This is a genomic window from Polaromonas sp. (assembly GCF_049790275.1).
Taxonomy (GTDB): domain Bacteria; phylum Pseudomonadota; class Gammaproteobacteria; order Burkholderiales; family Burkholderiaceae_C; genus Polaromonas.
This window is the reverse complement of sequence record NZ_JBAQYR010000138.1, coordinates 35,875-55,425: the sequence shown is the minus strand read 5'-3', so window position 1 is coordinate 55,425 and position 19,551 is coordinate 35,875. Positions and strand designations below refer to the sequence as shown.

The window sequence follows — 19,551 nt, the reverse complement described above, 5'->3', positions numbered from 1 at the left end:
CTCAATGTGCGTTATGCGGGTTGAGGATGTCGCGCAGGTGGTCACCCACCAGGTTGATGCCGACGATGGCCAGGGCCAGTGCGATGCCGGGAAAGAACGAAATCCAGTAGTGGCCGCTGAGCATGAACTCGAAACCGTTGGCAATCAGCATGCCCAGCGAAGGCTCGGTCACCGGCACGCCCACGCCCAGAAACGACAGCGTGGATTCCAGCGCAATGGCGTGGGCCAGATCGATGGTGGCGATCACGATCAGCGGCGGCAGGCAGTTGGGCAGCATGTGGCGCAGCAGGATGCGCGGAGAACCCAGCGCCATGCATTGCGCAGCCTCCACATACTCCTTGGCACGCTCCACCAGCGCCGCGCCACGTGCGGCGCGCGCAAAGTAGGCCCATTGCACAATGACCAGCGCGAGGATGACCTTGTCCACCCCCTTGCCCAGGATGGCCAGCAGGATCAGCGCCACCAGGATGGAGGGGAAAGAAAGCTGGATGTCGACGATGCGCATCAGCAGCGCATCCACCCAGCCGCCAAAGTAGGCAGCCGCCAGCCCCACGATGCTGCCAATGACCAGCGCCGCAGCCACCGAGATGCCGCCCACCATCAGGCTGGTGCGCAGGCCGTAGAAAATGGCCGAGAGCAGGTCGCGCGCCTGGCTGTCGGTGCCCAGCCAGTAGGTCATGGTGCCGGCGGCGTCCTTGCTGCCTGGCGGCAGCTTGGAATCAAAAATGTCGAGCTTGCCGATGTCATACGGGTTCTGCGGCGATATCCACGGGGCGAACACGGCCACCCCAATGGCAAGCAGCAGGAGAGCCAGGCCGGCCACCGCGAGCTTGTTGGCAAAAAACTCGCGGCGCAGGCGCTGCCACGGCGTTTCGGGGGGCGGCAGTGGCGTGGGGTCCATCACCACCGTGGGGGGCGTCAGGGTAGTCATGCCTTGGCTGCCTGCAGGCGCACGCGCGGGTCGAGCACCGAATAAAGGATGTCGGTCACCAGGTTCAGCATGACCAGAAAGAAGACGATAAGGATCAGGTAGGCCACCACCACCGGCCGGTCCAGCGTGATGATGGAATCCAGCAGCAGCTTGCCCATGCCCGGCCAGGCAAAGATGGTTTCGGTCACCACCGCAAACGCCACCACCTGGCCAAACTCCAGCCCGAACACCGTGACGATGGGAATCAGGATGTTCTTGAGCAGGTGCACGCGCAGGATGCGGCTCCAGCTCAGGCCCTTGGCACGGGCAAACTTGATGTAGTCCATGGGCAGTGCCTCGCGCGTGGCGGCCCGGGTGACGCGGATGATCAGCGCCGCCTTGGCCATGGCGATGGTGCAGGCCGGCAAGATGAGGCGGCTCCAGCCATCGAGCGTCAGCACACTGAGGTCGAGCGGGCCCAGCATGACCGTCTTGCCGCGGCCACTGGCTGGCACCCAGCCCAGGTACACGGCAAACACCATGATCAGCATCAGACCCACCCAGAAGTTGGGCAGCGAAAAACCCAGCACCGAGCCCGTCATGATGCCCCGCGTGCTCAGTGCGTCAGGCCGCAAGCCGGCCGAGATGCCCAGGGGCACACCCACCAGTCCGGCCAGCGTCATCGCCACCACCGCCAGCTCCAGTGTGGCCGGCATGCGCTCCAGAATGAGGCCCATGGCCGACTGACCAGTGAGGAAGCTCTTGCCGAAGTCAAACCGCACGGCGTGCGACATGAAGATGGCATATTGTTCCGGCAAGGGTTTGTCGAGGCCAAAGTTGGCCCGGATGGCGTCGCGCTCCAGCTCCGTCGCTTCGGGGCTGGCCATCATGGAAACCGGGTCGCCCACCACATAAAGCCCGACGAAAACCAGGCCCGACATCACGGCCATGACCAGCAGGGCCTGAAGCAGGCGGCGAATGATGAAAGCAAGCATGAGTTGAATGGCCCGCTGCCGGGGCGGCGGGCTTGCGGGTTGCGGGGTAACCGGGGCTTACTTGGCCACGGTGGCGTACTGCACCATGGTCTGCTGGTCAGCACGGCCCTTGAAGCTGATGCCCTTTTTCATGGCCCACACCGAATGCTCGAAGTGGATGGGCAGCATGGCGAAGTCGGCCATGGCAACCTCACTGGCCTTGGCCAGGGTGGCGGCGCGCTGGGCATCGTCCATCTGGTTGGCCGACTCGGCGACCAGCTTGTCCATTTCAGGGTTGGAGTAGCGGCTGCGGTTGGTGGTGCCCTGCCCTTTTTCCTTGTTGGGAGTGACCAGCAGGGAGTTGAGCGTGTTGGACATTTCACCCGTGGACGTGCCCCAGCCTGCCATGTAGGCGCTGTAGGAATAGGAATCGCGGTTCTTGAAGAACACGGCGGGAGCGTTGGAATCGATGGTGGTCTTGACACCCACGCGCGTCCACATGGCGGCCAGCGTCTGCGCAACCTTGCTGTCGTTGATGTAGCGGCCGTTCGGCGAGCCCAGCACCATGGTGAAGCCACCGGGGTAGCCGGCGTCCTTCAGCAGGGCCTTGGCCTTGTCGGTATTGACCTTGGCCGGCGTCACCAGGTTCTTGCTGGCGCCAAACATCGGGTAAGGCAGGAGCTGGGCGGCCGGCGTGCCCACGCCACCCATGATCCGGGCCACCAGGGCCTGCCGGTCAATGGCCAGTGACAGGGCTTCGCGCACGCGCTTGTCGAGCAGCGGGTTCTTGCCGTTGGTGCCTTCGATGCCCGGCGTCTTGTCGCCGTTCTGGTCGAGCGCCACGTAGATCACACGGTTGGACGCCTTGGTTTCCACCGTCAGTTTGGGGTCTTTTTGTAGGCGCTCAAGGTCGTCGGTGGGCGGGTCTTCGACCAGGTCCACGTCGCCAGCCAGCAAGGCCGCCACGCGTGCGGCGGGGTTGCTGATGGGCCGATAAATCACCTTGTCCCAGGCGGGAGCGGGGCCCCAGTAATGCGGGTTGCGCTCGAAGATGATTTCGCTGCCGCGCTTCCAGGAGACAAAACGGTAGGGGCCTGCGCCCACCAGACCGCTGCCGGAATTCAGCTCGGTGGTGGTCTTTCCTTCAGTCGCGGGGCCGGCCGCCGCCTTGGCCGACATGATGGGCAGACCCACCATGTTGATCGCCAGTAGCGGATAAGGCTCGGACGTGGTGATGCGCACCGTGAGCGGATCGACCGCCTCCACCTTCTCCACCTTTTGCAGGTACACCTTGAATGACGAAGGGCTGTTGGGCACCTTGGCCACACGGTCCAGCGTGAAGACCACGTCTGCAGCGGTGAGCGGCGAACCATCCGAGAATTTCACATTGGGCCGCAACTTGAAAGTCCAGCTCTTGCCACTGGCCGTCCACGACTCCGCCAGGCAGGGCTTGATGGCCAGGTCAGCATCGGCACACACCAGGCCATCGAACAGCGTTTGCGACAGCTGGATGTTGGGCGTGAGGGCGTGGTATTGCGGGTCCATCGAGGTCGGCTCGGTCTTGAGCGCCACAACAAGGTCGCGGGCATAGGCCGCGCTCGACAATGCAGTGATGGCGGCCATCGCGGCGGTCATCACCCCGCGACGCAGGCTCGGTCGGACAGCGGAGTTGACGGGCATCTGGAATTCTCCTGAAGGATTGCTGAATGGAATGAAGGAAAGATGGGGTTCGTGCGGATAAGTTAGCAAGAAACAGGCCCGCCTCACCTCATTGATGTAACAGCATAGCCAACAGCGTCCGGGTTGATACCGGGAATAACCCGCTGATGCGACCGGACGTAACAGCGGGCTTGTGGACGTCACTGCGGTTCATGAGGCCGGCCAGGTGACGGCATGCATGATCTTCTGAATTCTGGGCACGAAGGAATCTGCGCTGGAAGACAAAAGTCCACGCGCATGCACGCCACAGTAGCCTGCGCGATGCGCGTGCTACAGGCATGCCGACAGGCGGCCCAAATTTGCGGCGCAAGTTGGTGGAAGACTCCCCGGCGATCTGCCCACTGAATTCTGCCCGGCTATAATCGCAGGCTGTATTTCAGGATAAGCCGGTGTAGCTCAGTCGGTAGAGCAGCTCATTCGTAATGAGAAGGTCGGGTGTTCGATTCATCTCTCCGGCACCAAATGGAAAGCCCCCTCACCGTCATGGTTAGGGGGCTTTTTTCATTTGACTATTCCACCGACTCCAAGGGCCGCTTTGGCCGCGAAGCAGATATGGTCGCCGGGCAGTAGATCAAGGCGATCGTCTTTCTCGGATTAGTGAAAAGCCACTCCAAAAGGCGGCTCCGGCGCAGAGCACGCACATCGCGAGCGCCATGAGCAGCTCGAGCCAGTCGGTGTCATCGACCGCGACAGAGACCGGTCCATGCCTGGATGGATTCAGTAGATGCCCGGACTTCATGAGCACAAACATTCCGACCACAAGAAAGAGCAGTCCGGCTGCGATCAAGCACCAACCTGTTGAGTTCCATCGAAATCTGACCCACTTAGCGCAGTAATTTCCATCCAAAACTGACCCACGTAGGCACTACCCTGCTTGTTTTAAAAGCAAGAGGGAAATTAGGAGTGATAGACGTGGCGACATTGAATGTCATAAGGCGTTGGGCACTGCGAGATCAGATGTCCATCCGCGAGATTTCAAGGCGGACAGGCCTGGCTCGCAACACAGTGAAGAAGTACCTGCGATCAGATGAGACTGAGCCCAGCTATGAAAGGCGGGGCAGCTCAAGCAAGCTCGATCCCTATGCCGAGAAGCTGGCCACCTGGCTGGGAATCGAGGCAACAAAGTCGCGGAAACAGCGGCGCACTTTGAGGCAGATCCACACATCCAAAGCGTGCACCGAAAGACGAAATCCTTGTCCGGCATTTTGGACCACAGCGCGACTCGAAGCAGCACCGCCACCCATGAAAAGCGACACGCCCACCATGCCCTCGTTTCCTACTATCGCAATTTCGGCAGACTCGCCGCTATCCATTACGTAGAGAAGAGATACCACCGTGTTGATTGGAAAATAGGCGTCGGTCGGTGTATCTCCGACTTCATGAAGCACCTGTCCCAGATCCAAATTGACAAGCTCAAGCTCAGGCAGCCAACGATGCAAGTCTGCTTTCGGCAATGCTCCGAGCAGACGGTTCATGCTGGCGTCATCAGCAATGGCCGGGTTAAACCGTTTCCCCATAAGAAGCCATTTTCTTCGCAGCACATTCAGTGTCAAGTAACCGTCTGAAAACACTTCCAGGAGGATAGCTTTCCGCGTACAACGAAATCTGTCTGTATGCGGCGCACTTATGACATTGGGATTTATCAGAAGCAATCGGCGGAGAGTTCAAAACCAGACTATTGCGCTTTTCGGCAGCGCCCTTCTTGTTTGTTGCCGGGCAAAGGCAATAGGTTTTTTCTACATCTCTGCAGAAAGATTACTCAAGTCGCCACGGTCAGGCTGTCACCCTGAAGTAAAAAGAGCCCGGCTCGCTTTCGGCAGAGAGGTAGGGACAAACCTGGCTGAGCAAGTCATGGTGGTGGTGCTTCAGGAAATTCAAAGCCGCAACAACTTCATAACGACTGGTGTTCGTCAGCAAGGCTTCGAGCACATATTGCTCATTCCAGAACCTCGCATGCCTTTAGCCCAATAGATACGGGGGGCAAGCAGCTATCGAAATATAGCTGCAGACGCTGCACCAACAGACCGTCACCGCGGTGGGGGCAGCACTTCACCCCACATGCGGCGCCACAGCCAGGGCAATGCCTTCTCCACATCGGGGCGCTGGCCTTTGAGCAGGGGCACATGGCTTTGCGCGGCGCGTCCATCAGCCGTGCCCAGGTCAAAGTGGAAGGTATAGGCCGGCTCCTGGCCCATGCGCAGGTCCGTGACAAACAGGTGGCCGCCCGATTCCGAGAGGCGGTAAAACCCATGCGTGAATGCTGCCATGCGCGCCACGTAGGGCTCGTGGCTGTGCAGGTCGATCAGGCCAGCTCCCCGGTCATGTGCAGTCCAGGTGATGCGGGGTGAGCCGTCCAGCAGCGAATAGTGGCCTTCAAAGTACTGCGTGGGCGTGGTGGCCAGCAGGCGCCACAGCAGGCTGTTGAAAGGGGCAGGCGTGACCAGCAGCGCACTGGCGGCAATGCCTTGCTGCTGCAGCGAATCGCGTGCCACCTGGGCCGCCTGCTGCTGCGCCACCACACCCCAGCCCAGGTACAGCGTGCTGAGCACCAGCCCCGCCGCATTCCAGCGCAGGCCGCGGGCATTTTTGAGGCGCAGCGCGGCCACCACGCCGACGATGAGCGGTACGGTGTAGAGCGGGTCGATGATGAAGACGCTGCCCACGCCGTAGGGGTGGCCGGTGAACGGCAGCAGCAGCTGTGTGCCGTACACCGTCATGGCGTCGAGCAGTGGGTGGGTGATGAGCACCAGCCAGAGCGCCAGCCACCAGCGTTTGAACAGCGCCGCCTCGCCATGCAGGCGGGAGACACCCCAAGCCAGCGGCGGCGCGGCCAGCGTCAGGTAAACCAGGGCGTGGCTTTCGGCGCGGTGCAGCGTCATGTTGAGAAGCGCGTTGCCGTGGTCGATGAAGGCGTCGAGGTCCGGCAGGGTGCCGGCCACGGCACCCCAGAGCGCGGCCTTCCACATGGCAGTGCGCCGCCCCATGACAGCCACGCTGACAGCCGAGCCGAGCGCAATTTGGGTCAGGGAGTCCATGGCGCGCAGCTTAACGCAGGGTACTTGCTGCCGCGCAAACGCACCCTAAAGAAGTAGTCGTGTCAGATTTCCACCCATTTACTCGCCCGCCAAATTGAACAAATAGACGTAGGATAGCGCTTACGCAGGACAGGGTGCTCGACCCACTCCCTTTTTCAGGATGCCCCGCGTATCCTTGCCGGAATTTAAAAAAACAATCACCGCACCCCTGCGGCTCACAAGGAACGGACATGGCATTGAAGGTCTATCTGGTGGAAGACAATGAGCTGATGCGCAAGCACCTGATGGACTCGCTTTCAGAAGAAGCCCACATTGAATGGGTCGGGTCTGCGGAAACCGAAGCCGAAGCCAAGGACTGGCTGGAGCGCAACCCCCAGGGCTGGGACGTTGCCATTCTTGACCTCTTCCTGCGCGAGGGAACCGGCGCTGGCGTGTTGCGCCACTGCAGAAGCCGCACGGAGACCCAGGACGTGCTGGTGATGACCAACTACCCGATCTCGTCGCTGCTGACACACTGCCGCCTGCTGGGCGCCAACGCCGTTTTCGACAAATCCACCGAGCTGGAAGAACTCGTCGCCTATTGCATAGGCCGCGCCTTTCGCTCCACCGCTCCTCCCGCGCTGCAACGCTCCTCAGTCTGAGCCTTGGTCGCGCCTGCACGTCAACCCCTGTCTTAAACACGGGCCTGCGCCACCGCGCCGGCCTGAACCCGCGGCGTAGGCATGGCTTGCTGGCGCTGGCGTTCCAAACAGTGTGTCATCACACGTATTAACATATGATGTTTGCCGTCCAACATCAACCGGGTACGTTTTTCCATGACGCTCTCACTCACCCCCTCTTCCATCCTCCCGCAAGACCACACGCAGGCCACGCTTGTTGGCCGGATCTGGCAACCCGGCGTGGGGCCGGTGCTGGTCGCTGTCTCTGGCGGAGCACTGCATGACCTTTCCGCCATTGCGCCAACGGCCACACAGCTGTTTGAACTTGCAGACCCTGCGGCGGCCGTGCAAAGCGCGTTGGCCGATGGCACTGCCAGGCCCGTCGCGCAACTGGACGCGGCGCTCGCGCAGTCGGACCCGGCCACGCAAAACGGAAAACTGCCCTGGCTGCTGGCGCCGTGTGATCTGCAGGCCCTCAAGGCGAGCGGGGTGACTTTTGTCGAGAGCTTGCTGGAGCGGGTGATTGAAGAACAGGCGCGTGGCGATGCATCCAGGGCGCACGGCATACGCGAGGCCTTGAGCGCGATCATGGGCGACAACCTGACGGGCATTGTGCCGGGCTCGCCGCAGGCAGCCAGTGTGAAGGAGGCGCTGCTGGCGCAGGGCGCGTGGTCGCAATACCTGGAAGTGGGCATTGGGCCGGACGCCGAGATTTTTACCAAGGCGCAGCCGATGTCGTCGGTGGGTGTGGGCGCGGACATTGGCATCCACCCGCTGTCGGTGTGGAACAACCCGGAGCCTGAAGTGGTGCTGGCCGTCAACAGCCGGGGCAAGACGGTGGGCGCTACGCTGGGCAACGACGTCAACCTGCGCGACTTTGAAGGCCGCAGCGCGCTGCTGTTGGGCAAGGCCAAGGACAACAATGCGTCGTGCGCCATCGGGCCTTTCATTCGCCTGTTTGATGCGCACTTCGGCATCAACGATGTGCGTCGCTGCGATCTGAATCTGCGGGTGGAGGGGCCCGAGGGTTTCACCATGCTGGGCAGCAGTTCCCTCACCAAGATCAGCCGCGACCCGCTGGACCTGGTGAGCCAGGCCGCAGGGGCCAACCACCAGTATCCCGACGGTTTCATGCTCTTCCTGGGCACCATGTTTGCCCCAACGCAGGACCGCATGGGCCCCGGCCAGGGCTTCACGCATGTGGTGGGCGACGTGGTGCGCATTGAGACGCCTGCCCTGGGGGCACTGGTCAACCGCGTGTCGCACAGCGACAAGGCGCCACCATGGACTTTTGGCGTCACCGCATTGATGACCAGCCTGGCGGGCCGCGGCTTGCTTTAAACGCAGAACCTGATCAACCGTTCTCTCTCTCGCATCGATGCACAAAGACACTGCAAAGCCTTTCCCCAGCACCCGGGCGCGTTAAAAAGCCGCATTCTTCATGGGCCCTGGCCACCGCACCGGCCGGCCTGAACCCGCCGTTACAATCGCGCTGCCTGATTGCCGGGACCCACCCACACACGGTGCCCTCGGGGTCAGGCATTGTTGCCACCTCTCACGGGTTCACACCATGACCGCCATCAAAGCCCTGCTCGCTGCCTCCACCGCCCTTGCCCTGCTGGGCTGCACGTCCATGGGGAATGTGCAGATGGGCAATGACAGCACGGTGACCGAAGCCACCGCGAAACAGCTGGCCGGCGATGTTCCGCTGCCGGCGGGGTCGGTGATCAAGCAACAGGACTCGCTGGTGATGGGCTCGGGCAACACCTGGATGGGCCGGCTGAACGTGACGGTGTCGGGCGAGCCGCAGACGGTGTTTGCCTGGTTTCGCGACAGCCTGCCTGGTGCGGGATGGACGCTGACTTCCAGCTCGTTTTCCAAGCTCAGCCTGCTGACATTCACCAAGGCCGAGCGGATGGCGACGGTGCAGATGCAGGCAGGCAGTTTCGGCGCCAATGAGGTGCTGATCACCGTGACGCCGGCGGTCCGCCCGGCTGCAGCCGGTGCTGCCAGCCGGCCCTGAAGGAAGGGCCCTGCGGGTCAGGACTCTTTCGGTTTCGGGGACCCGGCCACCTCGCTGGCTAGCACCTTGTCGATGCGTTTGCCGTCCAGGTCCAGCACTTCAAAACGCCAGCCGGCGGCGTCTACCGTTTCGCCGGTACGCAGCAGCCGGCCTGACACGCTTTGCAGCAGGCCGGCCACGGTGTTGTAACGCCCCCGGTCTTCCTCGGGCAGCTCCCGGATGTCCAGCCTGGCCTTGAGTTCGGACACCGGCATCACGCCGTCGATCAGCCAGCTGCCGTCCGGGCGTCTGGTGGCCCAGGCGTCCACCTGGGCGCCAGGCTGCAGCTCGCCGGTGATGGCTTCGAGCATGTCCATGGGCGTCATCAGGCCCTGCACCACACCGTATTCGTCCACCACAAACACCATGCGTGTGGACTGCGTGCGGAACTGCTCGAGCAGCTCCATGCCGGTCAGGGTTTCGGGCACAAACACCGCCGGGATGATGTAGGCGTCGATGCGGTCGGCCAGGGTGGGTGTGGTGCCGGTTGCGGTGCTCTCCCCCACCGGCTGGATCCGGCCGCGCAGCGCCAGCAGCTTGGCCACGTTGACCACGCCCACCACATCGTCCAGGCTGCCGCGGCACACCGGGTACCAGGAATGGCCGGTGGCACCGGCCTTGTCGATGGCCTGCGCCACTGTGTCGCTCGCGTCCAGCCATTCGATGTCCGAGCGCGGCAGCATCAGCGATGTGAGCAGGCGGTCGTCCAGCAGAAAGACGTTCTGCACCATCTGGTGCTCGTGTTCCTCGATCAGGCCGGCATCGACGCCTTCTTCCAGGCTGGCTGCAATTTCTTCATCTGTGACGGTCCTGTCACCGGCGGTGTCTACCCGCAACAGCTTGAGCACGCCGTGTGTACTGAAGGACAACAGGCGCACAAATGGCTTGGCGCCGGTGGCCACCCACATCATGGGGCGCGCCACCAGGCGCGCGACGGTTTCGGGGTAGAGCTGCCCGATGCGTTTGGGCACCAATTCGCCAAACACGATGGTGATGTAGGTGATGATGGTCACCACCAGCGCGGTAGCCGTGATGTCGGCCGCACGCGGTGAGGCGCCGAAAGTCTGTATCCACACCGAAAGCCCGCTGCTGAACGCCGCCTCGCCGATGATGCCGTTGAGCATGCCGATGGAGGTGATGCCGACCTGGATGGAGGAAAGGAACTGCGTTGGATTTTCCAGCAATGTCAGCGCCGCCTGCGACCCCTTGTCGCCCGACTCTGCCAGGGCGTTGAGCCTGGCCTTGCGGCTGGACGCCAGCGCCAGCTCGGACATGGCAAAAACGCCGTTAAGCAGGGTCAGAAAGGCGATGAGGATGAAATCCATGGATCCGGAGGCAGAATGAACACCATGGCACTTTACTTCATTGGTGACATGGTGCCGGATGCAGCTCGTAACTTGCGCACGGCAGTTTACTTCGACCCCAGAATTTCGCGAAACTCGCCTTCCAAGGCAGCCAGCACCGATGGGAGAGTTTTAATAGCAGCGTCCCACATCGCCTTCACGGACTCATCAACCAATGACGCACCGTTCTCATCCGTAAAAGCAATATTGTGGTAATTGCTTGAAACAACTCCAGACAGCGTTAAAAAGGTTTCCAGCTGCTTAACGACCGGGGCAGAGAAGTAGATTTTCCTAACATCGTAATAGTCCGAAAAATCACGCCAAGCTGCACTCAATTTGTCTACGCTAATCTGCTCAGCTGTAGTTAATCCATACTGATCGTGCGTCCCATACTCCTGCTGATACGCCCGTAATTGCAACTGGAACGGCAGCATAGCAACGCCCCTCTGCACAGCAGACAGCTTTTCATAAAGCTCCGCGATCACCTCAGCTCTTTTAGAATGAAGTGATCCAAACTCTATGACCCGGAGCTGTGACTCCAGTTGCAATCTGGCCCTGAGAGACTCTAGTTCCTTCTCACCGTCCCGTCTTATATCCGCCTTGAATTTATCCAAATCCTTATCCAGCCACTGGCCAACTAACTTTCTAATGAGCCATGCAGCACCAGCCACTAACAACGCGGTTGTTGTAAAGCCTGATAGAAAAGTGACAAAGTCCATTAGAAGCCTTAGGAAATATTGAGATATGAATGCGTTAGTCGAAGGAGCAGCACTACTTCAGCGCATAACGCTAAAAGCAACGGAGCAATCTTCTGAATCGCCACATCCGAATAAAGCAGAGCCTTCAACCAACTTGGCAGATAGTTAGCGAATACAACATGCAAAGGCCAGCGGAACGATACGCTTGCTATTTTTGGCACTTGTCCCTTCTCTCCCTTTTCGTTGAAGATGAAAAGCACAGAAGCTTCCGCATCGGTTAGCGAACACCATGAATGCTCATGGAGCTCCAAGTTGGGCCTATCGTCGCTAACATTCAGGCGTTCACCATCGCGAATGAGCTGAACAACTTTTTCAATCCCATCGCCGGAACCAGGCGATTTTCCTGATTTTTTGTATTCTCTGAAGCCCTTTTTCAGCAACTTCTCAAGACCGCGATTTCGGTCTTCCTGAAGTTGTGTTTTGAAAGAATTGGTAAAGGCCTGTCCGTCGGACGAGAACCTATACCGCACGCCGAGATAGGCAAGTATTGCAAATCCAACCGCCCAAAGCTTGCGCGGCTCAAGACTTATGGTGCTTGGCAAGATGGAACCAAACACTGAGCTTGCTGGCAGCTCTAACCAGGCAGCTAGCAAAATACTGGTGCTGACAACAACAATGTTGCGCCGTATATGGTCGTCGTCGTCGTTGATCAAGACTCCCCCTTAGCATTGCCTATACTTTTCTAATTCTCAGTCATCTCGTGAAATGGCCAAAACTTCGCCTTAGGATCGCGGCTTTTTCACATGAACTAAGCCGGCACATCCCATTTGCCGTTGGCTATGGACTTGCGAAGAAAGTCGCGACCCAAATCCGTCGCGGAATAGAAACTCATACTATCTTGACGAGCGAAAGCCAGATCCACCAAATCTTTAAGGCTCTCTTCCACCCAATATTTTCTAATGCCGGTGTCGTCGGCAACGTCGCCTGACCTAGCCATCGACTCCGCGATCGACGTGAGCACCGTGAGATGACGCCTCAGCAAGCTAACGGGACCGGCTGGCCCCATTACCGTTTCTATCTCCTGCCCGCCAACATCCGGAGGAGTCGAAGGCTTCTCCGACAAAGACTCCTCATCCTCCGCAGCGCTACCCTCAGACACCGCTTCCGACGCAGCCTGCGCCGTCCCCCTCTTTGCCTCCACCTCCGCAGCCGCTAAAGCATCCCTGAGCTGAGCAACCATTGTGTGAGTTGCCGCCAGCTCTTCCCTAGCCGTACGGAGATCGCCTTCATGCCGTCTAACGATCTGCGAGACTTCGTCGGGTGTCATTAAACGATTGCCCTCCACCTTCTTAACCGCGTTGGCAATAGCTATTTGCCTAGCCCGATAAAACTGCACTACCTTCTCAGTCAAATAGGGATAAAGATAGACATAGGCAAGGGCGGTTAGAAGCGGTGCCAAGAAGCCACTGCCCCAACGAGCCCACCCCGACGCGTAAATCGCATCTATTTGCGAAAATGTCTTAGCGGGGGATTCCGCGCTGAAAAGCACAACCAAGAATCGATAGTTCCAGGCGGCCCAGCTAACAGTGAAGGAGAACGAAAGCGGATTAGTAGTGCGCTCACTAACGTGCGCGAGTACTGATGCCCAGATGTCTTTTAATTTATCCATAGCTCCTCCGAGGAGGATGGTATCGGATAGGTGTCGCGGTTAGGAGGAATTATTCACATAGCTAGCGCGCTGCCCAATTTGGATTGGGGTGTTGGCAGTCTACATAGTTACGCAGTAGAACTGAGCTCAAGCGCTGAGATATGAATGCACCAATCGAAGCAGCAGTACTATTTCAGCGCAGAGCGCCAAAAGTAACGGGGTAACCTTATGAACTCAGGCCACTTCGCATAGTGGCCATCGAGCCAATCGAGCATCATTTCAACGTGCATCCGAGGGAGGCTCAACCGCCGCGTAGACGAATTATCACGCGGTAAATCTCGAACTCGTCGCGCAGGTCTGAGTAGTCCGCAAGTTCCGAAACCAGATGCTTTGTAAAAGCTGATTCGGAAGCGAAAACCCGTTGTCCGACATTCGGGTCGAAGAATATCCAGCCTTCTTTCCCGTCGTGCACGATGCCCATTGCATGTCCGCTGCCCCCGCCAAGGGCGCCGAACAGATAAGTCCCCGCAGTCCCCCTGATCGCCGCAATCAATGTCTTGCTGGTCGCGCGGTGCACGCTTCGCTGCCCTCGAAGACCATATTGACCGAAGATGAAAGCATCCGCGTCGGCACCGCTCCTGTTCTCGAACGCGGCCTGGTTGAATACGTGGTGTCGGAGAGCGCGGAGCTGGTTGGCATTATCGAGGCCTTGAATCACTCCCTGCCGATCTGCCGATTCATAAACCCGCGCGATCCAATGGCAAGTCATGGCCATACATACACCTGGCCCGCTCGCGGTAGACCGCGTGTTTTCTGTGTCAAAGTTTCCCCACGGCATGTCGTCATTCCTTCGATTGGTCGAACACCACAGCGGCGCTCTTCTACTGGCTTAGCCCCGGCGGGGCTGCGGTACAGCTGAGTTTCCCTTACCTTCTCACCCAAATCAAGACCCGAGAGACCTAAACCCAAATCCTCCACAGGTAGTGCTTTTTTATCCATCTTCTACCTTGTTTAATAGACTGCGAACTCATCAGAGCCATCTTAGCGGTGAGCGGTCAGCTTGTGTTCAAACATCAGATCAAGACGTCCCGCTGCGGCGTGCAGTTCCTCCGTTCCATTTGGTAGCTCCCCTCATTTTTGTGAAAAATTAACGTTCAAGCAATTGGCCCAGTACGGGCAATCGCTTAGCTTGCACTCGTTCAGGATATTTTCTAGCAACGAAGGCTCTCGTAACCGTTGACTCACTGCAATCGAACATATCCGCGAGCATCGCTTTTGTGAACAGCCCGGTAGACCGCAGGAGATACACCTCCTGGGCATCGGCCTCAGACAGGGCCCGGGGTTGACCGCCCCACCGCACTCCCCGTTGCCAAGCAGCAACCTGACCGGCAATTGCGCGCTCACGTATCAGCGACCTCTCCAGTTGAGCGACAGCACCAAGAACCTGGATCATGAACACACCGAGAGGCGTGGAGGTATCAATGGGCTCCGTAAGACTCCGAAACGCGGCCCCACGCTGCTGCAACACTTCGAGTATTTCAAGCAGCTCTTTCATGCCCCGGACGATCCGGTCCAGCTTCCACACCACTAGAACATCGCCAGCCTGAACAGCAGCAATAGCGCGGCGTAGTTCCGGTCTCTTGCCGACTGAAACAGCTTTCTCGCTGTAAATACGCTGCACACCGGCTTTGTGTAGAGCGTCTAGCTGCAAAAATGTTTCCTGCGCCCGGCTCGACACACGCGCATAACCAATCAGCATCCACCATCCCCCTTTTTATTTTTATGGCAGTAGGAGATAACGGCAACAACCCGCAAAACTTGAGGGCCGCATGCTGTGCTCACGGTATGGGCTCGGTGTAGAGCAACCAGAAGTCACCAAATCGGCCTAACCGGTGATTGACGATGCGATGGCCGGGCTGCACGCCATTGGCAAGACACAGGTCGATGACGCGATACAGCGGCAGGTTTTCCGCAATCTCGACAGTCACCGGCTTGTCCCCGTCCAGGTGCTGCGAGGAACCCCACATGTTGCGACCCGAGAGGCCTTCACCGTGCTGCTTCGTCAGGTACTTCGACACATAGGCCGCGATCTGCGCGAGGCTTTGCTTTTTCGTCCACTTGGCCGGTGTGCCTACCTTGGTCCGGTTATGGCCGTCCACGTTCACCGTGCCATTGGGCATGCCTTGATACTCCCCCACGACGCGCAGCCACATCTGGCGCACGAAGACGTAAGAGCGCACAGGATGGCCCTTGACCGTGATGTAAGGGGGCAGCTTGTCGATGGCCGCGTGCCAGTGCCATGCGCCCCGTTCCTGCGGTTCAAAGGCCCACACCGCCCGGAAGTTCGGGATGTACTTGACCATCAGGCGCGTCCAGGCCTTGAAGTCACTATGCGCACGGTCAAAGTCCGTCATGTTCTCTTTGTAGGTACCGGTGAGCATCTGGCAGAGGTCATGGCTCTTGATCCGGTGACGGCATTTGGTCTTGGCCCTTGAACGCTCGCGCGCCCGTGCGATTTCCCGCGCCCGTTCGAGCCGTTCCTGTTCAAGCACAGTGCCGGACTGGTCCACTTCATGCACCAGTGACGAGGGGTCATCAATGTCCACCATGGGCACATAGATTTTTCGGGGATACACGATGGTTTCGGTCTGGCCGGTGGCCTTGGAACTCCACGTCCGGACCTTCCAGCCGAATTGCTCCACCTTGCACCAGTAGCCTTTGTGATTTACGATACTTTCCATCGGCAAGCCTCTCCAAGCTTATTTGCTGATCTGGCCCGGACTGTTAGCGCAGTGCCGGGCTTTTTTATTTCCGTCGAACCCCTTTGGTTCACTTATCCCTAATAGATAAATTAAGCGGCGCTGCGCGCCGCCGCGGCCTTCGGCCATCGCGGCGGCATCGAGAGCGCCGCCGGTAGTTCTCATGCCGGGCAGGCGTCTGGCCAGACGCGCTTTCCATGGGGTTGCACCCCATCCGCTTCGCGCCCCGGGGACGTGCCGTCCCCCCTAAAGGGCTCCCCCTTGCCAACAGCCGCTTATCAGGAACGAGTGCTTGGGGGCCGGTCAATTGATGTACTTCCGCTTGGCCATGAAGGACAGGACCTCGCTGTCCCGCTGCACCGTGCTGGTGGCCGCATAGGGTGCAGGCGCAGGCATCACGGAAACACCTGGTGTTTCAGCCACGGGCGCAGGAGAGGCCGCTACAGGCGGTTTTTCCGGCCGGGCTGTGGCCTTGGGGTCGGGGGCGTCCAGAAACGGGAAGAAGACCGCATTGCGCACGTACTGCAGGCACATGGCCTGCGTGGTTTCGTAATGCTGGCCGGTCTGGGTGTAGCAGCCGCAGGGTCCGCCATGCTGGGCCACCCACGAGGGCCGGTTCGAGGAAATGCAGGCTGCCGGCAGCGGGACGGTTTTGATGGCGGTCAGGCTGTCATAGGCCGGTGCGCTGTGCATCATGCCGGCAATGCGCGGCTTGAACTGGTCCACGTATTGTTGCGGGGTCAGGGGTGCTTTGTCGCCTTTGGGCGCGGCACCGGGCAAACCGGGTTTTGGCGGCGTCACGCCGGACTTGGCCACCGTCGCATCACCGCCGCCCGAGAAACGCTGCAGCAGGCTTCTGGTGGTGTTCCAGCCCATGAACGGCAGGGCAAGGATGGCCAGCAGCAGCACCCAGACCACCATGGGGATGGAGCCCCCGGCCTTGGTGTGTTTCTGGCTGGACTTGTAGAGCTTGAAAGCGCTTTTGTTGTAACGCCAGACCTTGGTCTGTGCCGTCTTGAACGAGGTCATGTTGGTGCAGGTGTCCCACTCGTACACCACCGCAGAATGCAGGCCCCAGGTGCGGCGCACATGGATATGGCGGCCCACCAGACGGCGCAGGTGCGCATCGAGCTGGGCCGGTGCCTGCGTGACCACGATGATGTCAATGCCCTTGTGCCGGTGCGTTTCCATCTCCGTCAAGGACTGCGGCACCGTGACGCTGGACGAGCGCGGGCGCCAGATGCGCTGTGCCTCATCGATGAAGATCACGCCGTTTTCAGGGACGCGGCCGTCATACCACTTGCCCACGTCCTCATCGGTCAGCGGCTCATGCGGCAGCAGCAGATCGGGGACGCCGTTGACGTACAGGGGGCGGTCTTTGAATTGCTTGTTAAGCAGCTCAGACACGCCATAGAGGGACTTGCCTGCACCTGGGGTGCCGGTGATCAGAATAATCATGACACCAGCCCGCCGAGGCCGAAGAATGAAAAGGCTTTGCGCAGTGCCCACAAGGTCAGTGCAAAGGACATCGCGCCGAGGATCAAGGCGAGGCCGGTATCGATGCCGAAGAGGCCCATCATGGACAGCACCGAGGCCGGGAAGCTGTTCACGGCATCCATGACGTAGCCGCGCGCTTGCGCAAAGGCGGACTCGACGCCCTTGAAGGTGATGACCGACAGCCCGAGCGAGGTCATGACGCGCACGACGACGGGCTGCACCATCGCCATGAGCCAATTGGTCAGCGTGTCCATCAGGCGTTACCTACCAGTGCGGCATAGACGATGCCCAACGCAGCGAAAGCGGCGAGCAGCATCACAATCGGTTTGATCATGGGCGCGGCATCACACAGCGGCTTGAATTCAAAATGATGCGTTTTGCCGAAGACATCGACGGTGAGATCTGGCGGGCAGGCGTGGCCGATGTTGAACCCGGCCATGTTGTCCGGGGTGATGGTGCCCACGTTGACCTCCTCGCTGGGGACTTCGCCGTCTTCCGGTGTGCCGACCTTCATGCAGCCGATGGACGAGGCGCCTTCCGGACAGTCGCCAGCGGTGCCGCCCGTGCAAATCCGGTCCTTGGGGTTTTTCTCGCAGATACCGGCCTTGGTGCCAGTCTCGACAGTGACGGTAACGCCGGTTGTGGTCCCGGAGGCGTCCTTGGTCGTGGTCGTGGTGGTCGTGGTGCACTCTTCGCCGATGCACTTGGTTTCGGCCTCTTTTTCCGTGGTGGTTTCCTGCGGCGTACCAGCGTTTTGCTTGACGGTCTCTTTGGGCTTGTCGGCTTGCGTGACGGGTGCAGGCGTGCAAACCGTGACGGTGGTGTTGCCATAGGTGGCGGTGCCGGGGAGTTGTCCAGGCGGGCACGGCAGCTTAGGAACTTCGGGGGGCGATGACGGCGCGTCAGGCGATGGCGAGGCGCCGGGTGTCAAGTCCTTGCCCTCTGCCCCTGTGCAGACCGTGGCGCTTCCGACCAGCCCGGTAATGGCGTATTCGCCGAGATAGGGGGATGCCTCGGTGTCGGCAGCTTTCCAGTAGATGCCGCCGTTCGCGCCGCCAGTGGCAGTGAACACGCAGCCTTGCATGCACAGGGTCGGGTTGCTTTTGGGGAGGACCACGGAGCCCTCGACGAGCATCGAGAGGCCAGCGGCCCACGCGCATTCTTGCGGAGCCTCACAGCCGTTATTTGCCGCGTTTTGAACGGCGGGCGGGGTGCAGGTGCAGGTCGAGCCGGAAAGCGTGCTGCTGGAGGGGCAGGCGTAGACGGGCGTTGCAGGGGGCGCGGGCGTGAGAAGAATGGTCGCGGTCGGCGAGGAGATGTAGGTGCCGTCAGAAGTCTTGTGAATGTCGCCCTGGCAGTGCTGGTCGGCGGTCAGGCGCGGGTTGCGTGCCTCGTATCCGGGCGCTGGCGAGGCGTTGTACGCAGCGATGGCCGCCATACACGCCAGCAGCCGCGTCGGGTGCTGCTCGCCTGTTGTTGACGCACCATTGAAACTGGTGACCCGGTAGGTGTAGCAGGGCTCGACGGTGCAGGCGCCCGCGTTGGTTTGCGTGGCAGGAAAGGAAGCGTGTGCGGTCAGCGGAGCAGCAGCCACAAGCCACAGCAGGACGCACAGAAGACCACGAAGTCCAGCAGTTCGAAACTCATACATGGTCACTCCCCGACATAAACATGTTGATCAGCAACTTGGCGCACCAGATGGCCAGCAGCATCAAGGCGATCGCGACGAACAGCGGACCCCAGGTGTCGCTGTAGGTCATACGGTCGCAGGGTTGGAGATGCACCGTAGACGGTGAGCCGGTGGAGAGCATCAGCTCCACGTTGTCACCGTCCACGGTGTACCCGGTGCAGGACAGCACTTGACCGGTGTCCACGCCCCCCGCCCAGACGGCGAAGGTTTGACTGCAGACGTGCGCCGCAGCGAGGTCAGCAGACGCATGGCAGACCCCGGCAAATTGCCATCCTGCAGCCATCAGCGTTTACCGAACATGCCGATGATCTTGTACGCGCCCCACAGGGCCAGCGTGACGATGAACAGCAGACCGGCCACTTCGAGCAGATTGGTTTTCGCGGCACCGGTTTCCGTGGTTGCCGCCGTCACCAGCGGATTGGCGGTTTGGGCGATGGCTGAACCCACGGTGAGGGACACGCCAGAGACAAAGGCAACAGCCTTGTTCTTTTGTTCGACCACATAGGCGAGCGCCTTGGAGGCGGTGTTTTTGATTGCTTTCCACATTTGCATTTCTC

At 60.0% G+C, this 19,551-nt stretch carries 21 protein-coding genes, 1 tRNA gene and 1 pseudogene; 5 read left to right on the top strand and 18 right to left on the bottom strand.

Annotated features, from left to right (window positions below; genetic code table 11):
* Position 1 precedes the first annotated feature (1 nt).
* Genes WA904_RS19080 through WA904_RS19070 form a run of 3 tightly spaced genes read right to left on the bottom strand, consistent with a single transcriptional unit; the run spans position 2 to position 3,564 of the window.
* A complete protein-coding gene (locus WA904_RS19080) occupies positions 2 to 931 on the bottom strand; it encodes an ABC transporter permease (protein ID WP_425198706.1) in 930 nt (309 codons plus the stop codon).
* The gene (locus WA904_RS19075) at positions 928 to 1,905 is read right to left on the bottom strand and encodes an ABC transporter permease (RefSeq protein ID WP_425198705.1); all 978 of its coding nucleotides are present in this window, start codon (positions 1,903 to 1,905) and stop codon (positions 928 to 930) included. The genes WA904_RS19080 and WA904_RS19075 overlap by 4 nt, the downstream gene beginning before the upstream one ends.
* Positions 1,906 to 1,962: 57 nt before the next feature.
* Positions 1,963 to 3,564 carry an ABC transporter substrate-binding protein gene (locus WA904_RS19070; RefSeq protein ID WP_425198704.1) on the bottom strand — a complete coding sequence of 534 codons (1,602 nt, stop codon included), beginning with the start codon at positions 3,562 to 3,564 and terminating at the stop codon, positions 1,963 to 1,965.
* 424 nt (positions 3,565 to 3,988) lie between these two features.
* Between WA904_RS19070 and WA904_RS19065 the strand changes: the two genes are divergently transcribed.
* Positions 3,989 to 4,064: transfer RNA gene (locus WA904_RS19065), tRNA-Thr, on the top strand.
* Between the two features lie 442 nt (positions 4,065 to 4,506).
* Positions 4,507 to 4,764 (top strand): annotated as a pseudogene (locus tag WA904_RS19060) (IS21 family transposase); the annotation flags it as partial.
* On the opposite strand, the gene WA904_RS19055 reads toward WA904_RS19060, so the two are convergent.
* The 3 genes from WA904_RS19055 to WA904_RS19045 all read right to left on the bottom strand — a co-directional run bounded on the left by WA904_RS19055 (position 4,683) and on the right by WA904_RS19045 (position 6,638).
* Entirely contained in the window at positions 4,683 to 5,156 is a 474-nt protein-coding gene (locus WA904_RS19055) for a hypothetical protein (RefSeq protein ID WP_425198717.1), read from the bottom strand. The pseudogene WA904_RS19060 and the gene WA904_RS19055 sit on opposite strands and share 82 nt — an antisense overlap.
* 220 nt (positions 5,157 to 5,376) lie before the next feature.
* Positions 5,377 to 5,532, bottom strand: coding sequence for a hypothetical protein (locus WA904_RS19050; RefSeq protein WP_425198703.1), 156 nt, complete (start codon positions 5,530 to 5,532; stop codon positions 5,377 to 5,379).
* Positions 5,533 to 5,630: 98 nt separating this feature from the next.
* The gene (locus WA904_RS19045; RefSeq protein WP_425198702.1) at positions 5,631 to 6,638 is read right to left on the bottom strand and encodes a metal-dependent hydrolase; all 1,008 of its coding nucleotides are present in this window, start codon (positions 6,636 to 6,638) and stop codon (positions 5,631 to 5,633) included.
* Positions 6,639 to 6,868: 230 nt separating this feature from the next.
* Between WA904_RS19045 and WA904_RS19040 the strand changes: the two genes are divergently transcribed.
* The 3 genes from WA904_RS19040 (at position 6,869) to WA904_RS19030 (ending at position 9,320) form a co-directional block, all read left to right on the top strand.
* Positions 6,869 to 7,279: a response regulator gene (locus WA904_RS19040; RefSeq protein ID WP_425198701.1), complete on the top strand. Its 411-nt coding sequence runs from the start codon at positions 6,869 to 6,871 to the stop codon at positions 7,277 to 7,279.
* A 174-nt stretch (positions 7,280 to 7,453) separates the two neighbouring features.
* A complete protein-coding gene (locus WA904_RS19035) occupies positions 7,454 to 8,638 on the top strand; it encodes a fumarylacetoacetate hydrolase family protein (protein WP_425198700.1) in 1,185 nt (394 codons plus the stop codon).
* A gap of 229 nt (positions 8,639 to 8,867) precedes the next feature.
* Positions 8,868 to 9,320 (top strand): hypothetical protein, encoded by a 453-nt coding sequence (locus WA904_RS19030; RefSeq protein ID WP_425198699.1) that lies wholly within the window; start codon positions 8,868 to 8,870, stop codon positions 9,318 to 9,320.
* Between the two features lie 17 nt (positions 9,321 to 9,337).
* On the opposite strand, the gene WA904_RS19025 is transcribed toward WA904_RS19030, so the two are convergent.
* The 12 genes from WA904_RS19025 to WA904_RS18970 all read right to left on the bottom strand — a co-directional run bounded on the left by WA904_RS19025 (position 9,338) and on the right by WA904_RS18970 (position 19,540).
* Positions 9,338 to 10,684, bottom strand: coding sequence for a hemolysin family protein (locus WA904_RS19025; protein ID WP_425198698.1), 1,347 nt, complete (start codon positions 10,682 to 10,684; stop codon positions 9,338 to 9,340).
* 86 nt (positions 10,685 to 10,770) lie between these two features.
* Positions 10,771 to 11,421 (bottom strand): hypothetical protein, encoded by a 651-nt coding sequence (locus tag WA904_RS19020; RefSeq protein WP_425198697.1) that lies wholly within the window; start codon positions 11,419 to 11,421, stop codon positions 10,771 to 10,773.
* Positions 11,422 to 11,429: 8 nt separating this feature from the next.
* On the bottom strand, positions 11,430 to 12,113 hold the full coding sequence (locus WA904_RS19015; protein WP_425198696.1) for a hypothetical protein: 684 nt from the start codon (positions 12,111 to 12,113) through the stop codon (positions 11,430 to 11,432).
* Between the two features lie 95 nt (positions 12,114 to 12,208).
* Entirely contained in the window at positions 12,209 to 13,069 is an 861-nt protein-coding gene (locus tag WA904_RS19010) for a hypothetical protein (RefSeq protein ID WP_425198695.1), read from the bottom strand.
* A gap of 280 nt (positions 13,070 to 13,349) precedes the next feature.
* Positions 13,350 to 13,886, bottom strand: coding sequence for a YopT-type cysteine protease domain-containing protein (locus WA904_RS19005; RefSeq protein WP_425198694.1), 537 nt, complete (start codon positions 13,884 to 13,886; stop codon positions 13,350 to 13,352).
* 309 nt (positions 13,887 to 14,195) lie between these two features.
* Positions 14,196 to 14,807: a recombinase family protein gene (locus tag WA904_RS19000; protein ID WP_425198693.1), complete on the bottom strand. Its 612-nt coding sequence runs from the start codon at positions 14,805 to 14,807 to the stop codon at positions 14,196 to 14,198.
* A gap of 79 nt (positions 14,808 to 14,886) precedes the next feature.
* Positions 14,887 to 15,789, bottom strand: a complete 903-nt coding sequence (locus tag WA904_RS18995) for a rolling circle replication-associated protein (protein WP_425198692.1) — start codon at positions 15,787 to 15,789, stop codon at positions 14,887 to 14,889.
* Between the two features lie 321 nt (positions 15,790 to 16,110).
* Positions 16,111 to 17,265: a zonular occludens toxin domain-containing protein gene (locus WA904_RS18990; protein WP_425198691.1), complete on the bottom strand. Its 1,155-nt coding sequence runs from the start codon at positions 17,263 to 17,265 to the stop codon at positions 16,111 to 16,113.
* Complete coding sequence (locus WA904_RS18985; RefSeq protein ID WP_425198690.1) at positions 17,262 to 17,558, bottom strand: DUF2523 domain-containing protein; 297 nt, start codon at positions 17,556 to 17,558, stop codon at positions 17,262 to 17,264. Before WA904_RS18985 ends, WA904_RS18990 begins: the two co-directional genes overlap by 4 nt.
* Complete coding sequence (locus WA904_RS18980; RefSeq protein ID WP_425198689.1) at positions 17,558 to 18,955, bottom strand: virulence factor TspB C-terminal domain-related protein; 1,398 nt, start codon at positions 18,953 to 18,955, stop codon at positions 17,558 to 17,560. Before WA904_RS18980 ends, WA904_RS18985 begins: the two co-directional genes overlap by 1 nt.
* Positions 18,948 to 19,277 carry a hypothetical protein gene (locus WA904_RS18975; RefSeq protein WP_425198688.1) on the bottom strand — a complete coding sequence of 110 codons (330 nt, stop codon included), beginning with the start codon at positions 19,275 to 19,277 and terminating at the stop codon, positions 18,948 to 18,950. The genes WA904_RS18980 and WA904_RS18975 overlap by 8 nt, the downstream gene beginning before the upstream one ends.
* Complete coding sequence (locus tag WA904_RS18970) at positions 19,277 to 19,540, bottom strand: hypothetical protein (RefSeq protein WP_425198687.1); 264 nt, start codon at positions 19,538 to 19,540, stop codon at positions 19,277 to 19,279. The genes WA904_RS18975 and WA904_RS18970 overlap by 1 nt, the downstream gene beginning before the upstream one ends.
* Positions 19,541 to 19,551: the final 11 nt, after the last annotated feature.

Bases quoted from the DNA above. Each gene is read 5' to 3' on its own strand.
- WA904_RS18975 (WP_425198688.1), bottom strand. From the start codon at position 19,277: ATGGCTGCAGGATGGCAATTTGCCGGGGTCTGCCATGCGTCTGCTGAC.
- WA904_RS19020 (WP_425198697.1), bottom strand. From the start codon at position 11,421: ATGGACTTTGTCACTTTTCTATCAGGCTTTACAACAACCGCGTTGTTA.
- WA904_RS19035 (WP_425198700.1), top strand. From the start codon at position 7,454: ATGACGCTCTCACTCACCCCCTCTTCCATCCTCCCGCAAGACCACACG.
- WA904_RS19075 (WP_425198705.1), bottom strand. From the start codon at position 1,905: ATGCTTGCTTTCATCATTCGCCGCCTGCTTCAGGCCCTGCTGGTCATG.
- WA904_RS18995 (WP_425198692.1), bottom strand. From the start codon at position 15,789: ATGGAAAGTATCGTAAATCACAAAGGCTACTGGTGCAAGGTGGAGCAA.
- WA904_RS19030 (WP_425198699.1), top strand. From the start codon at position 8,868: ATGACCGCCATCAAAGCCCTGCTCGCTGCCTCCACCGCCCTTGCCCTG.
- WA904_RS19070 (WP_425198704.1), bottom strand. From the start codon at position 3,564: ATGCCCGTCAACTCCGCTGTCCGACCGAGCCTGCGTCGCGGGGTGATG.
- WA904_RS18970 (WP_425198687.1), bottom strand. From the start codon at position 19,540: ATGTGGAAAGCAATCAAAAACACCGCCTCCAAGGCGCTCGCCTATGTG.
- WA904_RS19025 (WP_425198698.1), bottom strand. From the start codon at position 10,684: ATGGATTTCATCCTCATCGCCTTTCTGACCCTGCTTAACGGCGTTTTT.
- WA904_RS19040 (WP_425198701.1), top strand. From the start codon at position 6,869: ATGGCATTGAAGGTCTATCTGGTGGAAGACAATGAGCTGATGCGCAAG.
- WA904_RS19045 (WP_425198702.1), bottom strand. From the start codon at position 6,638: ATGGACTCCCTGACCCAAATTGCGCTCGGCTCGGCTGTCAGCGTGGCT.
- WA904_RS19010 (WP_425198695.1), bottom strand. From the start codon at position 13,069: ATGGATAAATTAAAAGACATCTGGGCATCAGTACTCGCGCACGTTAGT.
- WA904_RS18990 (WP_425198691.1), bottom strand. From the start codon at position 17,265: ATGATTATTCTGATCACCGGCACCCCAGGTGCAGGCAAGTCCCTCTAT.
- WA904_RS18980 (WP_425198689.1), bottom strand. From the start codon at position 18,955: ATGTATGAGTTTCGAACTGCTGGACTTCGTGGTCTTCTGTGCGTCCTG.
- WA904_RS19005 (WP_425198694.1), bottom strand. From the start codon at position 13,886: ATGCCGTGGGGAAACTTTGACACAGAAAACACGCGGTCTACCGCGAGC.
- WA904_RS18985 (WP_425198690.1), bottom strand. From the start codon at position 17,558: ATGGACACGCTGACCAATTGGCTCATGGCGATGGTGCAGCCCGTCGTC.
- WA904_RS19000 (WP_425198693.1), bottom strand. From the start codon at position 14,807: ATGCTGATTGGTTATGCGCGTGTGTCGAGCCGGGCGCAGGAAACATTT.
- WA904_RS19080 (WP_425198706.1), bottom strand. From the start codon at position 931: ATGACTACCCTGACGCCCCCCACGGTGGTGATGGACCCCACGCCACTG.